The following is a 14,879-nucleotide window of genomic DNA, read 5'->3' as shown; positions in this document are numbered from 1 at the left end:
AAGAGCCATTATTTTATTACTTAAGGGGGATAAACCCTCCACAAAAACGTATTAGGCTACATGCTGATGAAGACTGGAGTAAATCTAATGAAAAAAATGATGATGATTGTTAGTGCTGGCCTGATGTCAACAACTTTGCTTGTTGGTTGTCAAAATGCAAGCCCAGAAAGTAAACGTATTGGTTCAGCTGCGATTGGTGGTGGAGCAGGTGGGGCTGTAGGAAAACATGTGGGTGGTAATATTGGTGCAGGTTTAGGAGCGGCACTTGGTGCAGGTGTTGCAGCTAATGCAAAAGGGTCCAGCAGTAAAACAGTACGTAATAGTGCAATTGGTGCCGGTGTAGGTGCCGTGTTAGGTGGTGCAATAATTGGTGGCGATACTGGTGCTGCTGCAGGCGGAGCACTAGGTGGTAGTGCAGGCGCAGCCTATGAAGAGAAGAAAGGGAAGTACTAAAAGTACTCTTAATAATGTTTAAACCTTAGAAGTCTTTATCTTATTAGAGACTTCTTTTTTATACCTTTTTTATAATTAAAATTTCAATGACTAGGTATCAAAGGAAGAGCTTTACAAAATATCAATCGATTAGGACAGACGAATAACACAATCTGATCAAATTCCTCATAAAAGAGGATTATGCTTTTTATTAGAACAGATAATAGTGAGTATGGTCATGAAAAAAACAATTGGATTAGTTTCTGCTGTGATGCTGTCTACGCTTATGTTTACAGGTTGTCAAAATATGAGTCCATCTGACCAGCGTATTGGTGCAGCAGCAGCAGGTGGTGCACTAGGTGGTGGTTTAGGTAACCATGTAGGCGGTGGTGTTGGTGCAGGCTTAGGCGCAGCCGTAGGTGCTGGTGTTGGTTCAAATACCCAAGGCGGTAGTAAGCAAACCACGACTAAGAGTGCGATCGGAGCAGGTATCGGTTCTGTGGTAGGTAAAGCAATATTAGGTGGTGACTCTGGCGCTGCAATTGGCGGTGCGATTGGTGGTGGTGCTGGTGCAGCGATTGAAGAGAAAAAATAAAAATTTAGCAAATTAATAAAATAAGCGCTTATTCAGCGCTTATTTTTATTGTTGAAAGGGTTTTGCTTTTTTACGTCTGATATAAAGCGTTTTTTGAACTTCAGCAATTCTTACTCCCGTCTCATCAAAAATGTTTAAATGATAGGTTCTTAAAACAGGTTCATAGTTGTCGGCAAGTTCACGAATTTGCTCAATTTCAGCCAAGTTGACTCGAATATCTGCATGCACAGTGCTTCGACCAGGAGAAAGAAAATTAATTTCAGCAGCTTTATCCCAAACAATATATTTTGATCCGAGATGATGCAGCAGAATCATCATATAAAATGGATCAACCATTGAATAAATACTGCCCCCGAAATGCGTTCCAACCAAATTTTGGTTTTTCCAAGTCAGAGGCATTTTTACTCGTACATGACAAAGTTCTAAATTCATGATTTCAATATAAGTCCCTGCTCCGCGATAAGGAGGGTAGTGATTAAATAGAAATTTTGAAATCGTAGGATTGTTCTGAAGTCTTCTTAAAATAGCCATAATAGTCAATTTTTTTTATTGAAACAGTATTCATACTAGATAAGTATCATCTTTTTTATATTGATGGCAATGCTCTATCCGACTAACGACATGATCGATTGAAAAACAAGATAGGAAATGATTATGCAGCCAAAAGTTCATACAGTAACAACAAGTGACCAACAAACGCTTTGTGCCAAGACATGGGGCGACGAAAAAAATACACCGTTGGTTTTAGTACATGGTTATCCTGACAATCAAGAAGTATGGGAATCAATCATTGAACATTTAATCAATGACTTCTACATTGTCACCTATGATGTACGTGGGGCGGGTTTGTCATCTATACCAAAACGTATTCGTGATTACCGTTTAGAGCGTTTATCTCTAGACTTACAAGAAGTCGTTGATGAATTATTACCAAATCGTCAATTTCATATGGCTGCGCACGATTGGGGTTCGATCCAATCTTGGGAGTCGGCAACAGAGCCTAAATTTAAAGGGCGTTTATTGTCATATACAACAATTTCTGGGCCATGTCTTGATCATGCAGCTTTATTCTTACGTGACAAATTTAAATCTGCACCAAGCCATGTTTTAAAAATATTAACTAAATCATGGTATATCGGTGCATTCCATCTTCCATTACTAGCGCCAACAGTGTGGTCTCTTTTTAGCCCTGAAAAATGGGGGAAAGTTCTGACTCAGTTGGAGAGGAAAAGTAATTTACCTTTAAATAATAATATTAATGCTGATGGTAAATATGGCATTAATTTATATCGTGCCAATTTTATTCCTCGTTTAACTGGCCCACGTCAACGTTATGCGCAATGTCCAGTTAAAGCGGTTATTTTAAAATATGATACTTTTGTGAGCCCTGAATATATCACTGAGGCTATGCCAAAGTGGGTAGAAAAATTTGAATATGTAGAGCTTGAAGCAAATCACTGGGCAATTCTGAGTGAGCCTGCGAAAATTGCAGATCATATTCGTCAGTTTATTAAGAGGCTCAAGCTTAATGATTGAGTGACTGCATAAAACAGTTAATTCGGCGATATTTTCGGCTTCATAGATCTGAATCTGATAGAATATCGCCTTTTGTTTTGCTCTGAATTTATTCATGAATGCTGTCGTTATTGCGATTGCAGTGATGTTTTTATTATCACTGGCACGCGTTTCTGTCGTACTGACTTTAGTGGTTTCTGCCATTGTAGGCGGCCTCGTAGCAGGTTTAAGCCTTTCTCAAACCGTTGATGCCTTTAACGCTGGTCTTGGTGATGGTGCTGAAGTCGCACTTGCCTATGCAGTGCTAGGAGCATTCGCTCTAGCACTTTCAAAATCTGGTTTACCTGATTTACTTGCTCATAAACTTATTGGTTTGTTGGGAATGGAAGCGGGAAAAAGCCGTCAAACTAAAGTGAAATATCTACTATTAGGTATTTTACTTATTTCAGCTATTTTCTCTCAGAACCTTATTCCGGTTCATATTGCCTTTATTCCTGTACTCGTTCCGCCATTATTACGGGTAATGAACCATTTAAAGTTAGACCGTCGCGCAGCAGCCTGTGTGCTTACTTTAGGTTTAGTCGGAACTTATATTTTTCTTCCAGTTGGGTTTGGTGCAATTTTCCTTGAACAAATTTTGATGGGAAATATCAACAAGGTCGGTACAGCGTACGGCTTACATGTAGAGCGTGGGATGATGTCAATTGGCATGGCCATTCCAGTTTTAGGAATGGTTTTAGGTACTTTAGTTGCTGTATTTATTAGCTACCGTAAACCAAGGATTTATGCCGATCGCGCTATTACGCCAACCACAACGATTGATTTAGATAAGCCTCTTCGTGCAACTACTCAAATCGAAACAGCTGTCTTAAAAGCAGATGCTGAAGAGTTAAAGCATGAGGCAGAGCAGGCACCAGTGATTGCAAAGAAAACCATTTTTATGGCATTGCTTGCAATCGGTCTGACACTCGCTGCACAGCTCTATTCCGGTTCAATGATTTTGGGCGGCTTAGTCGGTTTTGCTGTTCTATCTACTGCCGGAATTTTTAAGTGGCAAGATGCAGATGATGTCTTTGTACAAGGCATGCGGATGATGGCTCTAGTGGGTTTCATTATGATTTCTGCTGCGGGCTTCGCTTCAGTGATGACCCATACGGGAGATATTAATCAGCTAGTGAACGGTGTAGTCGATATTATCGGAGATAACCGAGCACTTGCGGCTTTCTTAATGCTTTGTATTGGTTTATTTGTCACAATTGGTATTGGTTCATCTTTCTCAAGTGTACCTGTACTTGCTGTCATTTATGTACCTTTATGCGTACAGTTCGGATTTTCACCATTAGCGACTATTGCCCTTATTGGGACAGCCGCAGCATTAGGTGATGCAGGTTCACCAGCTTCTGATTCAACCTTAGGGCCAACAGCTGGTTTAGGTGTAGATGGGCAACATGATCATATTTGGGATACGGTTGTACCTACATTTATTCATTTTAATATTCCGCTATTAATTTTTGGCTGGATTGCTGCAATGGTTTTATAAGTTTTTTATAAAATATTGAATGATTAACCTTCTTAATGATGATCTTTAGATTTAAATTAAGAAGTTTTTTTATTGATTAAATGAAAGATGTATTTAAAATAAATTATATTAAAATACTCAGAATTAAAAAGTATATTAAAATGGTTGGTAATATAAAATAATCTTGATCAATAAGGTTGGGTTTAAAACCAATTAAAATAGTTGGTTAATATATAATTTTATTTAAAACAGATATTTGAAAATAAACGATAAAATAATTTTATAATGAGTATTGCATGATTTTAAAATACATGTTTATTATAAATATAAATAAGTTTGGAGATATTAAAGTGTTCAAAAAAGCTTTGGTTGTTGCATTAATGGGGATGTCTTCTTTTACTTTTGCTGGTAACTGGCAAGTTAAATTTGGTGGGAGTGTTATTGCTCCATCAGAAGACACAACAACTCCTTTGGGTGTGGTAAAAGCAGATAATGAATATGCATTTACGCCATCAGTAGAATACTTTTTTGGCCAATCTCCATTTTCCGCAGAGTTATTATTAGCAACACCTATTAATCATGATGTTTTGTTAGATGGAAACAAGGTAGCGCGTATTAAACAGTTACCGCCAACGATTACTGCCAAATACCATTTTAAAAACTCGACACGTTTCACACCATATATTGGTGTTGGTGCAACCGCATTTATTCCTTGGGATGAAGAAGGTGTAGCGGTAAAAGTTAAAGAAGATTTTGGTGTAGCAGGACAAGTTGGTTTTAATTTTCAGCCTGCTGATGCTAAAAACTGGGGAGTATTTGTAGATGTTCGTTATATGGATATTAGTCCTGAAGTAACAATTGATCCTTCAGTTGCTAATTATAAGTTTGATTTAGATATTAATCCGTTTGTTTACACTTTAGGTTATAGCTATAAATTTTAAGCATAATAATAAATAGAACAATATAATAATAAACCTAGACTCAGGCACCTCACATATATTTTATGTGAGGTTTTTTTATGAGTTTTACTTGCACTAAAAAAAGCATAAAACAGACAGTTTTCTACACATCTTATGCATATTTTTTTCTAAACTAGTTTCTATTCATTACAAAACATGGAAATAAAATCATGAACAAAAAATTAGCGATGTGTTTGGCTCTTTTTAGTGGTATTGCTTTTACACAGAGTTTGCAAGCTGCAAGTTTCTCGTGTGATGCTGCAAAAACTAAAACGGAAAAGAGTATTTGTAAAAATCGTTCTTTAAATGATGCAGATGTAAAAATGGCAACGACTTATCAAATTGTTCTGCATGCTTTACCAATGGGCGGGCGGGACAACCAAAAAGATGCTCAGCAGCAATGGCTGAAAAAAAGAAATGCTTGTGCTGCTGGTGTAAGTTGTATTGCTAAAGCTTATCAACAACGTCAAAAGCAGTTAGACACAATATTGCAAGATAGAGTGCTAAGCCATGGTCCATTTTAATTAGAGTAAAAATTTTTAATATTCAGGATTGAAAAATTCTAGAAGTACTCCATTCATAAAGCATTCGAGAACAAACAGACTTCAAAATTTAAGGAGTGATTTATGAGTGAACAAGCATCACAAAATTATAGTTTCCAAGCGGAAGTTACACAGCTTTTACATTTAGTGACGCATTCTCTCTATTCTAACCCTGAGATTTTCTTACGCGAGCTTATCTCTAATGCATCAGATGCATGTGATAAATTGCGCTTTGAAGGAATTAATCATCCTGAATATTATGAAAATGATCCAGATTTACATGTACGAGTCATTTTAAATAAAGAAGATAAAACTTTAACGATTTCTGATAACGGTATTGGCCTAAACCAGCAAGAAGCGATTGATAACTTGGGTACCATTGCAAAATCGGGTACTAAAGATTTTATGTCAAAATTGACAGGTGATCAAAAAGCAGATGCTCAGTTGATTGGTCAATTTGGTGTTGGTTTTTACTCAGGTTTTATTGTTGCCGATAAAATTACAGTGGAATCACGCCGTGCAGGTCTAGATGCATCTGAAGGGGTGCGTTGGATTAGTGGTGGTACAGGTGAGTTTGAAGTTCAGCAAATTGATAAGGCTTCACGTGGTACTGACATCATTCTTCACTTGCGTGATGATGCGCTTGATTATTTAGAATCTTATAAAGTTAAGCAGATCGTTAATAAATATTCTGACCACATTAGCTTGCCAATTGAAATGCAAAAAGAAGTTTGGCAAGAGGAAGAGGCGGCTGAAGGCGAAGAGTCTAAAGGCGGTCAAATGGTCAAAACTGGCGAGTGGGAAGCGATCAACTCGGCAAGTGCGTTATGGACACGTAACAAGAGTGAAGTAACTGAAGAGCAGTACATTGAGTTCTATAAAAATTTAACTCACGACTTTGAAGCGCCCTTGGCTTGGGCGCATAACCGAGTTGAAGGTAGTACCGAATATACACAGTTACTTTATATTCCAAGTAAAGCGCCACATGACATTTTTACTCGCGAAGCAAAAGCGGGCATTAAGCTCTATGTAAAACGCGTGTTCATTATGGACGATGCGGATAATTTAATTCCAAATTACTTACGTTTTGTTCAAGGTGTGGTGGATAGTGCTGACTTACCGCTTAATGTAAGCCGTGAGTTGCTACAAGAAAGTCGTGATGTAAAAACGATTCGTGAAGGTAATGCACGCCGTGTATTAACTGTGCTTGATGGTTTAGCTAAATCGGAAGATGAAAAAGACCAAGAAAAATTCAAGACCTTCTATAGTGAGTTTGGTTCAGTCATTAAAGAAGGCTTGGGTGAAGACTTTGGTAACCGTGAACGTATTTTAAAATTATTACGTTATGCGACTTCAACAAATGATGAAGTAACGACTTCTTTCGCTGACTATAAAGCACGTATGAAAGAGGGTCAAAAAGCCATCTATTATGTGACTGCTGACAGTTTAGCGGCAGCGAAAAACTCGCCACAGCTTGAGTTGTTTAAGAAAAAAGGCATTGAAGTCTTATTAATGGCAGAGCGTGTTGATGAATGGGCAATGAACTTTGTTCAAGAGTTTGAAGGTACGCCATTAAAGAATGTCTCTAAAGGTGCAGTTGATTTAGGTGATTTGCAAGATGCTGAAGAGAAAAAAGCACTTGAGCAAGCAGCTGAACAGTTCAAACCTGTTGTTGATAAGCTAAGTGATTCATTGAAAGCGAAAACCAAAGAAGTACGCGTAACCACGCGTCTGGTAGACTCTCCTGCGTGTTTAGTAACAAGTGAAGGTGAGTTATCACCTCAACTCATCCGTATGTTAAAACAAGCGGGGCAAGAAGTACCTGAAATTAAGCCAATTTTAGAAATTAATCCTGAGCATCCATTGGTGAAAAAACTTGAAGGTTCAGAACATTTTGATGATTTGGCAAATGTGATTTTCGATCAGGCTGTTATTGCTGAAGGTGGTTTACCAGAAGATCCAGCAGCTTATGTAAAACGTATTAATAGCTTATTGCTGAAATAATTCAGTATAAAAAAAAGCCTCTGAACCTTCAGGGGCTTTTTTGTGGATAAAGAAAGAGTTATCCACAATTTGATAATTTGGGGCTAAAAATTAGCTTCTAGGTTCATTTGAACGCTGAGTTGATGTCTCGGATCATCATCAATATGGTTAAAAAAGTTAAGGTCATTTTGCATAAAAAGCCAATTTCGCCACACGGGCTGACGCCATGAAATATAAGGCCCCCAACTGTTCAAACGAATGTCATTTTTGGTATATACGCCACCACTATAAACACCGTAAGTCAGACTATTATCTTTTACAAACTCAAATTGTTGAAAAGTCCAATTTTCCCAGTTGTAATCTTCATTTTCGCCTTTATTTACATTAAATTTATTAGAAAATAATGTGTTATCTTGCATTTTCTGAGTTAGGTTTAAGGTGGTTTCAGTGTAGTGCCGGCTGGTCGAACCGTAACGAAATACCTGCTCTGTATCCAAACTAATGTTATGTCTTAAGTTCCATTTTTTCTTTGCCAAAAATTGTACATAGACATCACTTTCTGAGTTTGAACCTAGATCAAGATTATTTTCAAAAGGCATCCAGGTTGAAATAGTGGTCCAGCTTGCACTGAGTGGATTAGTTGGTGCAGCTTGATTTGATGATGCTTTCTTCTTTTTCTTACCCAAGGCTTTATAAGGCTGTTCAGGCTGGATTGCACGCTTCCATAACGTATCATTTCCAAATACAGCCATAAGTTCTTGAATTAAGGCTACATCGGGTAAAGCATTATTTGTCTCTATTTCACAAGGAGAGATCGAAAATGGCAGAGATTGTCTATTTGCTTTGCTGAGTTGATTCGACGAGTAGGAATGTCGTCTTGAACGTTGGTGCTTTATAGAACTGTAAAAAAAATGAGTATGTGGAAGTAAAGCCAATACGCCCAGACTATAAATACAAACTAAGACAGTTGATCTGTAGTGAAATGAAAAAGAAGAGAATTGATTCATCGTTCAGAATAAAAAAGAATCAAAAATTAGAATAATATGTTAAGAGGCTAAGCTTAAATTTTTATTTAAAAGTGTTTTATTATTCATCACCTTGAATGAAGTTTCCAAGGTGATGTTTGCAGGCTTAAAAAAGTGCTTCTAGACGTAAGAATGTGCTGACGAAATGGTTGCGATCTTCACGGTGGTCATTAAAGTAATTTACATCTCCCTGAACAAAGAACCATTCACGTAAAACGGGTTGACGCCATGAAACAAAAGGCCCCCAGCTATTTAAACGTAAGTCATTGTCGTTGTAATAACCACTGGTATAAATACCATAGTTAAAACGGTTATTTGCAAAGAAATTATGCTCGCGGAAAGTCCGGTTTTCCCAAGCTAGATCATCATCTTGATCATCGGCGTAGGTCAGGCTGAACTGATTCGATAAAATTGGTTGATTTGGTCTGGCATGTGTAAGTTCAAGATTAGTCCGTAAGTAGTTTTCGCTGTCTATGCCATAACGATAAATTTGCTCTGCATAAAATTTAAAATCATTACGTAATTGCCAATCTCTCGATGCTTTTAAACGAACGTAAATATCATCTCCAGAACGAATACCTAAGTCAGCATCTGTTTCAAAAGGCAATTTTTTCGAGAAATCTGACCAACGTAATGCGATTGAACTGTTGTCATCTCGAGTTTGCTTGCCATCTAGCTTCTTATTTGAATCTTGATTCGGGTTCTGGTTAATATTGGCTGGGCTATTATCAAATTCGTTATCTAAAGAGTCATCACCAAATACCACGCTTAGACGTTTTTCTAAAGTAGGTAGCTTAATCCTACCGCGAATTCTGGGCTTAATTTCAAAGTTATCGTATTCATTCCAATAGTTATCGACCATTACGCGAATAGTTGCTGTCGCAGGTTTCTTTGGATCGACTTCACCAAACCAGTTGTCAATTTTTTCAGAAGTACGATCGGCCCAATTACGAATGTTCTTTTGTTTACGGTCAACCCATGTTTGATCTTCTGTTTGTTCGGTAGGTGGAACAATAGGTTGATTGGACTGCTCTGGAAAAATGGTGGGGGTCGCATCCACCCAACGTGGGATCTGATCTAGAAGATTCTCATCCGTTGAGGCTTCTGTTTGTACTCCAGAGCTTGAACCTTCGACCATTTGAGTTGAAGAAGTATGAGTTGCCTCTGCATGAGTTATGCACACCGAACCGAACCCAAGCGTTAAAAGTGCAAAAAGCTGCCGATAAGGAATTACGTGAAATGTTTTCATATCTATCTTTATGTTTTGTTGTTGTTTCCACTTTTGTTGATTTTTCTAATAAAATCAAGAGGGCGACACAAAAGTTAAGTAAATTTAACTTTTCTTACATATTTGAAATAAATTAAAAAGTTTAAGCTAGTAGCGATTATTTTTACATAAAAAAATCCCCCATTTAAGGGGGATGATAGATCAAGGAAACTTCAAATTCCGATCATTAAACACATAAAAAACAGAACATTACAGCGCGAATATTCTAAGCGGCAATGATAAACTGATTTTAAACAATTGGATAGTTCTTTTTTTAGAACGCTCTATTGCTAAAATGGTGATAAAACATACGATTTAATCACACTTTTAATTGTGTTGATTTATTTCTGTGGAATATCACATGATTCATCATTACAAACAGCCGCATCATCCTGTTCAATTTCTTCAGCATTTGCTTTGAGCTGTGCTTGCTCTAAGACGTTTAAAAAGACTTCACGTGGTTGAGCACCTGCGAGCGCAATTCTTTGGTCAAATACAAAAAATGGCACGCCAGTAACATTTAACTGCTCTTTCGCAATTTTTTCGTCATGACGAACAAAGTCAGATAGTTCATTTGTATCTAATACAAATTCAACTTCGGCATTATCAAGGCCAATACGAGAAGCGATTTCTTCAACAACCTCACGTTCGCCAATTGCCAGGCCTTCGGTCATATAAGCATGGAAAAAAGCTTCTTTTGCTTGGTTGCCTAAACCTTTGCTTTGCGCAAGGTGAATAATACGGTGTGCATTGAAACTATTGCCAGAGTTAGCCTTTTGCCATTGGAAATCAATACCTTCAGAGGCAGCCATGGCTGCAATATTGCGCTCCATTTCTTCCATCTCTTCATAGGTACGGCCGTATTTTTTAGCCAAACGTTCTGTATTTGATGTGTCATGTTTTGCTGGCGCATCAGGATCTAATTCAAAGCTATGCCAGTGAACTTCAAGCTCAATACCTGCTTCAGCAGCTACATGTTCAAGGCGTTTTTTGCCGATATAACAGAAAGGACAAACTACATCAGACCAGACATCAACACGCATGGGAGAATCTCATAAATTTTAATTACCCATCATAATAGGGATGATGGATAAGGATTTAAAGCTTTGAATAGCGAATAGAGTGTTGCGTATTGTGAAATAAATGGCATATAAAGAAGATATAAGCTCTATTTCATAACTATAAAGAGCAAAACTATAAAAAGGGAAATAGGAGGTGTGTATGCGCCGAGTTTTGATTGCAATTGCAAGTCTGGTTGTTATCACGAGTATTATTTTTTTCACCTATCAACATATCAAACAGCAACAGGCCAAAGACAGTAGCCAAATGTTTGATGTGGTCATGACTGAAAAAATGAACCAGCTTTATGACCAAGCACAAGACTGGTCTAAACCCATCCAACTTGATATTCACGATAAACGTTTGGCAGGTCACTATAAGCAAATTTCAGAATTTCTCTTAAGTTATTGGATTCAAAATATAAATGCACGTAATGAATATTTAAGAGAATTAAAAGCAGCAAAGTGGGATACTTTTTTAAATGTTGATCGTTTAGATCTTGATAAAAAACAGAAGTATGTGGAAACAGAAAAAATGTTAGTCGATGTTCGTACGGCTTCAGATAAATATCAAACTCAATATGAAAAAATTCATAAAACTTTCTTAGCAAAAGTTCAGGAATTATCTGTGGATGCAGAGATGAGGCAACTGCTGGAAATGAAATTAGGGTCTCAACAAAAGGCGGATCAAGATCACGCAATTTTTATGATTGAACTACAAATTTTAGATAAAGCAGAAGAAATGTTTAAACTTCTAAAAAACTATCCATGGCAAAAGAAAGACCAAATGATTCTTTTTCATGAAAATGCTCAAGTCAAAAAGTTTAACCAGCTTTACCAAGATGTTTTAAAGCTGAATGCAAAAGTTGAAAAAATTAAGAAAAGGAACGTAGCTGCATTAGAGGGAGATTTAAAAGAATAAATTGAACGTGAGCATCAAAATTTATGGGTTGGTGCTCTCGGCTTTTCCTTTAGTTAAAAAAGATTGTAATAAACTTTGAGAAGATTGTAGTTTGATTAACTGCTGGGACACGTGCATGAGCTCAGTTTGCAGCTTTTCTTGAACTACTGAACATAGCGTAAATACGCGTTCATCTAAATCAAAACAAGGCAGCAAGACCTGAATATCTTTTAAGTTCATGCCTGCATCATTCAATATTTTAATTTTCTTAATATTTTCAATATCTTTTTGCGTATAACTTCGATAGTTATTACTTGCTCGATGAGGCTGTATAAGCCCTAAACTCTCATAATAACGCAGCATACGAGGGCTTACTTTTGTGAGTTCGGCAACTTTGGCAAGGTTCATAAAATAGGGTTGACCTTAACAGTGGTGTCATAGTTTAGCATGTTTATATCTTTCAAAATGGTACTTGTTTCATGATTAAAAAACTCATTTTATTGGTGTTATTCGGCTTCATGTCATTTGTTGCAAATGCCAAAATAATTGAACTTCGGGAGAACAACATGCGTCAAATATTTGTACTTCATGGTTATTCAGCCTCTATAGATGATCACTGGTTTTTAGACCTAAAACATCAAATAGAAGATGAACATACAACCGTTACTTTAATTCCATTTCCAGATTCTGAACATCCAGATGTAGATGCGTGGCAGAAGGTTTTAGACCAACATATTCCTGTTGTAAATGAAAATACCTATTTTGTTGCACACAGTTTAGGTGTTATTACTTTGCTGCACTTTTTGCAAAGACATGATTACCAAAATATTGGAGGAATGATTTTAGTATCCGGATTTTCTGGACCTATTTCAGATTTTTCTCCACTCGATGCTTATATAACAAAAAGCAAAGTCGATACGAACTACTTTAAGGACATAAAGAAAAAGCTGGTGTATTTGTCTGATAATGATGATTTGGTTCCACCAAAACTTACGATTCAATTGGCTAAAGAAATTGATGCACCGTACATTACAGTACCAAATGGCGGGCACTTTTTGGGTAGAGAAGGTTATGCGACGTTTCCACAAGTCGTGAATTCTTTAAAAGAGATGTTAGAGAGCAAATAAAATTTATAAGATAAATCGCACTCTATAATCTGAACACTTTTGTTCAAGTTATAGAGTGCATTTATATAATTGGACTCTTCTAATAAATAAAAAACCTTACTATTACATTAAAAATTTTAACTCTATTTACCGTTTATCTGAGCCTTACTGAATCAAATTCGACTTTGTTGTAGCCTATTTATAGATACTTTTAATTTAATCATCATCTTTTAATTTGAATAGGGTGACTGATTTTTGGAGCAAGTTATGAACTTTCTAAAACAATCAGCTTTGATCGCTGCATTTGCTTTTATGGGGTTGCCGACTGTTCAAGCTGAAGAGGTTGCTACTCTACCAACAATTCGCGTTATGGCTGAATCTGAGCTACGTGAAGAAGTGGGGTTTGTACCTTTTCAAGAAGATAAAAAAGTGCGTCAGGCTCTGCAACATCGTGAGTATAAAACTCATTACGATATACAGAATGCTTTGGTCCCTGAAGGCATGACTACGGTAGATTATCAGCCAGTTATGGCACAACCAGATTTGTCTCAACTTTCTCCATTCTTACAACAATACATTTTAGCGGTAGCAGGGGGAATACAGTCCTCTGACCCGACCAACGGTATTTTTAAAATGTTAGAGCCTCTGAAAATTAACCGAAGTAATGTCGATGCTTATCGTGAGGGTACGATGAAAGTGAATATTACTGACCTCATAAATTTACAACAGCAAATTCAAGACGGTTTAAAAGGCCGATAAAAAAATCCCCGCATTGAGCGGGGATTTTTTTATCTTGGTGTTAATTAAACACGTTCGATAATCGTTGCAATACCTTGACCAAGGCCGATACACATCGTTGCAAGACCAATTTGAGTATCTTGTTGTTCCATTACGTTTAACAACGTAGTGGTGATACGCGCACCAGAACAGCCTAGTGGGTGACCCAAAGCAATCGCACCACCATTTAAGTTAATGATGTCTTGCTTGTCATAAACGCCTAAGCCTTTCATTACTGATAAGCCTTGAGCAGCAAATGCTTCGTTTAACTCGATAGTTTGAATATCAGCCATCGTTAAACCAGCACGTTTAAGCGCTTTTTGAGTTGCTGGAACTGGACCGTAACCCATGATTGCAGCGTCACAACCTGCAACTGCCATAGAGCGAATTACAGCGCGTGGTTTTAAACCTAACGCTTGTGCGCGCTCAGCAGACATAAGCAACATTGCAGAAGCGCCATCAGACAAAGCTGAAGATGTAGCCGCAGTTACCGTACCGCCTTTCGGATCGAATACAGGGCGTAATGCTTTGAACGATTCAATGTTTGCATCTGGACGAATCACTTCATCGATGTCACAAAGGATTTTAAAACCATTTGCGTCGTGACCTTCAACACCAACGATTTCGTTTTTGAAACGACCTTCTTGTGTTGCAGCCCAAGCACGGCGATGAGATTCAACACCAAATGCGTCTTGCTCTTCACGGCTAATGCCATTCATACGACCTAACATTTCAGCTGTTAAGCCCATCATGTTAGATGCTTTAGCGTAGTGTTTAGATGCTTCTGGGTTAAGGTCGATGCCATGCATCATACCTACGTGACCCATGTGCTCTACACCACCAATAATGAAGATATCACCTTGGTTTGTTGCGATCTGTGCAGCAGCCGTATGAAGTGCTTGCATAGAAGAACCACAAAGACGGTTTACCGTTTGACCTGCCACAGTTTTTGGTAGGTCAGCCAATAGACCGATGTTACGTCCAATGTTCATACCTTGCTCTAGAGTCTGGTTTACACAGCCCCAGATCAAGTCTTCAACTTCATTGGTATCAAACTGGTTACGAGCAACGAGTGCACGAACTAATTCAGCAGATAAGCTGTCAGCACGTACATTGCGGAACATACCGTTTTTGGTTTTACCCATTGCAGAACGTACGCCATCAACGATGACAACGTCACGTGGATTTAAAGTAGCCATT

At 37.6% G+C, this 14,879-nt stretch carries 16 protein-coding genes; 10 read left to right on the top strand and 6 right to left on the bottom strand.

Annotation, left to right across the window (positions count from 1 at the left end; all coding sequences use genetic code 11):
• The first annotated feature begins 87 nt into the window (after positions 1–87).
• Entirely contained in the window at positions 88–453 is a 366-nt protein-coding gene (locus tag RMB03_RS02480) for a DNA transfer protein p32 (RefSeq protein ID WP_311073583.1), read from the top strand.
• 217 nt (positions 454–670) lie between these two features.
• Positions 671–1,027, top strand: a complete 357-nt coding sequence (locus tag RMB03_RS02475; RefSeq protein WP_003654509.1) for a hypothetical protein — start codon at positions 671–673, stop codon at positions 1,025–1,027.
• 45 nt (positions 1,028–1,072) lie between these two features.
• Here the strand turns inward: RMB03_RS02475 and RMB03_RS02470 are convergent, their stop codons facing one another.
• On the bottom strand, positions 1,073–1,558 hold the full coding sequence (locus tag RMB03_RS02470) for a DUF4442 domain-containing protein (RefSeq protein WP_311073580.1): 486 nt from the start codon (positions 1,556–1,558) through the stop codon (positions 1,073–1,075).
• A 117-nt stretch (positions 1,559–1,675) separates the two neighbouring features.
• On the opposite strand from RMB03_RS02470, the gene RMB03_RS02465 reads away from it, so the two are divergent.
• The 5 genes from RMB03_RS02465 to htpG all read left to right on the top strand — a co-directional run bounded on the left by RMB03_RS02465 (position 1,676) and on the right by htpG (position 7,566).
• Positions 1,676–2,563 (top strand): alpha/beta fold hydrolase, encoded by an 888-nt coding sequence (locus tag RMB03_RS02465; RefSeq protein ID WP_311073578.1) that lies wholly within the window; start codon positions 1,676–1,678, stop codon positions 2,561–2,563.
• A 94-nt stretch (positions 2,564–2,657) separates the two neighbouring features.
• Positions 2,658–4,082 (top strand): Na+/H+ antiporter NhaC family protein, encoded by a 1,425-nt coding sequence (locus tag RMB03_RS02460; RefSeq protein WP_311073576.1) that lies wholly within the window; start codon positions 2,658–2,660, stop codon positions 4,080–4,082.
• Between the two features lie 329 nt (positions 4,083–4,411).
• Positions 4,412–5,002, top strand: a complete 591-nt coding sequence (locus tag RMB03_RS02455; RefSeq protein ID WP_026057122.1) for an OmpW family protein — start codon at positions 4,412–4,414, stop codon at positions 5,000–5,002.
• Between the two features lie 188 nt (positions 5,003–5,190).
• On the top strand, positions 5,191–5,544 hold the full coding sequence (locus RMB03_RS02450; protein ID WP_003654518.1) for a lysozyme inhibitor LprI family protein: 354 nt from the start codon (positions 5,191–5,193) through the stop codon (positions 5,542–5,544).
• 102 nt (positions 5,545–5,646) lie between these two features.
• Positions 5,647–7,566 carry a molecular chaperone HtpG gene (gene htpG / locus RMB03_RS02445; protein WP_311073574.1) on the top strand — a complete coding sequence of 640 codons (1,920 nt, stop codon included), beginning with the start codon at positions 5,647–5,649 and terminating at the stop codon, positions 7,564–7,566.
• Between the two features lie 83 nt (positions 7,567–7,649).
• Here htpG and RMB03_RS02440 read toward each other — a convergent pair whose 3' ends face one another.
• From RMB03_RS02440 to RMB03_RS02430, 3 genes are all read right to left on the bottom strand, one after another.
• Positions 7,650–8,552 (bottom strand): selenocysteine synthase, encoded by a 903-nt coding sequence (locus RMB03_RS02440; protein ID WP_311073572.1) that lies wholly within the window; start codon positions 8,550–8,552, stop codon positions 7,650–7,652.
• 124 nt (positions 8,553–8,676) lie between these two features.
• Entirely contained in the window at positions 8,677–9,819 is a 1,143-nt protein-coding gene (locus RMB03_RS02435) for a hypothetical protein (RefSeq protein WP_056483176.1), read from the bottom strand.
• 359 nt (positions 9,820–10,178) lie between these two features.
• The gene (locus RMB03_RS02430) at positions 10,179–10,880 is read right to left on the bottom strand and encodes a DsbA family oxidoreductase (RefSeq protein ID WP_205469986.1); all 702 of its coding nucleotides are present in this window, start codon (positions 10,878–10,880) and stop codon (positions 10,179–10,181) included.
• A 178-nt stretch (positions 10,881–11,058) separates the two neighbouring features.
• Here RMB03_RS02430 and RMB03_RS02425 point away from each other — a divergent pair, with 178 nt between their 5' ends.
• A complete protein-coding gene (locus RMB03_RS02425) occupies positions 11,059–11,817 on the top strand; it encodes a hypothetical protein (RefSeq protein WP_205469985.1) in 759 nt (252 codons plus the stop codon).
• A gap of 21 nt (positions 11,818–11,838) precedes the next feature.
• Here the strand turns inward: RMB03_RS02425 and RMB03_RS02420 are convergent, their stop codons facing one another.
• Positions 11,839–12,204: a MerR family transcriptional regulator gene (locus RMB03_RS02420; protein WP_127493338.1), complete on the bottom strand. Its 366-nt coding sequence runs from the start codon at positions 12,202–12,204 to the stop codon at positions 11,839–11,841.
• Between the two features lie 71 nt (positions 12,205–12,275).
• Between RMB03_RS02420 and RMB03_RS02415 the strand changes: the two genes are divergently transcribed.
• Together RMB03_RS02415 and RMB03_RS02410 are read left to right on the top strand one after the other, a co-directional pair.
• Positions 12,276–12,923, top strand: coding sequence for an alpha/beta hydrolase (locus RMB03_RS02415; RefSeq protein WP_205469984.1), 648 nt, complete (start codon positions 12,276–12,278; stop codon positions 12,921–12,923).
• Between the two features lie 246 nt (positions 12,924–13,169).
• Positions 13,170–13,661 (top strand): hypothetical protein, encoded by a 492-nt coding sequence (locus RMB03_RS02410; protein ID WP_205469983.1) that lies wholly within the window; start codon positions 13,170–13,172, stop codon positions 13,659–13,661.
• A gap of 44 nt (positions 13,662–13,705) precedes the next feature.
• On the opposite strand, the gene fadA is transcribed toward RMB03_RS02410, so the two are convergent.
• Positions 13,706–14,878: an acetyl-CoA C-acyltransferase FadA gene (gene fadA, locus RMB03_RS02405; RefSeq protein ID WP_017391387.1), complete on the bottom strand. Its 1,173-nt coding sequence runs from the start codon at positions 14,876–14,878 to the stop codon at positions 13,706–13,708.
• Position 14,879: the final 1 nt, after the last annotated feature.

The sequence above is a fragment of the Acinetobacter sp. V91_7 genome, assembly GCF_031799075.1.
Classification (GTDB): domain Bacteria; phylum Pseudomonadota; class Gammaproteobacteria; order Pseudomonadales; family Moraxellaceae; genus Acinetobacter; species Acinetobacter calcoaceticus.
This window is presented reverse-complemented; position numbering and strand designations above follow the sequence as displayed.

Coding starts and splice junctions, on each gene's coding strand:
- RMB03_RS02425 (WP_205469985.1), top strand. CDS start 11,059: ATGCGCCGAGTTTTGATTGCAATTGCAAGTCTGGTTGTTATCACGAGT.
- RMB03_RS02470 (WP_311073580.1), bottom strand. CDS start 1,558: ATGGCTATTTTAAGAAGACTTCAGAACAATCCTACGATTTCAAAATTT.
- RMB03_RS02435 (WP_056483176.1), bottom strand. CDS start 9,819: ATGAAAACATTTCACGTAATTCCTTATCGGCAGCTTTTTGCACTTTTA.
- RMB03_RS02430 (WP_205469986.1), bottom strand. CDS start 10,880: ATGCGTGTTGATGTCTGGTCTGATGTAGTTTGTCCTTTCTGTTATATC.
- RMB03_RS02410 (WP_205469983.1), top strand. CDS start 13,170: ATGAACTTTCTAAAACAATCAGCTTTGATCGCTGCATTTGCTTTTATG.
- RMB03_RS02420 (WP_127493338.1), bottom strand. CDS start 12,204: ATGAACCTTGCCAAAGTTGCCGAACTCACAAAAGTAAGCCCTCGTATG.
- RMB03_RS02415 (WP_205469984.1), top strand. CDS start 12,276: ATGATTAAAAAACTCATTTTATTGGTGTTATTCGGCTTCATGTCATTT.
- fadA (WP_017391387.1), bottom strand. CDS start 14,878: ATGGCTACTTTAAATCCACGTGACGTTGTCATCGTTGATGGCGTACGT.
- RMB03_RS02450 (WP_003654518.1), top strand. CDS start 5,191: ATGAACAAAAAATTAGCGATGTGTTTGGCTCTTTTTAGTGGTATTGCT.
- RMB03_RS02460 (WP_311073576.1), top strand. CDS start 2,658: ATGAATGCTGTCGTTATTGCGATTGCAGTGATGTTTTTATTATCACTG.
- htpG (WP_311073574.1), top strand. CDS start 5,647: ATGAGTGAACAAGCATCACAAAATTATAGTTTCCAAGCGGAAGTTACA.
- RMB03_RS02480 (WP_311073583.1), top strand. CDS start 88: ATGAAAAAAATGATGATGATTGTTAGTGCTGGCCTGATGTCAACAACT.
- RMB03_RS02475 (WP_003654509.1), top strand. CDS start 671: ATGAAAAAAACAATTGGATTAGTTTCTGCTGTGATGCTGTCTACGCTT.
- RMB03_RS02440 (WP_311073572.1), bottom strand. CDS start 8,552: ATGAATCAATTCTCTTCTTTTTCATTTCACTACAGATCAACTGTCTTA.
- RMB03_RS02465 (WP_311073578.1), top strand. CDS start 1,676: ATGATTATGCAGCCAAAAGTTCATACAGTAACAACAAGTGACCAACAA.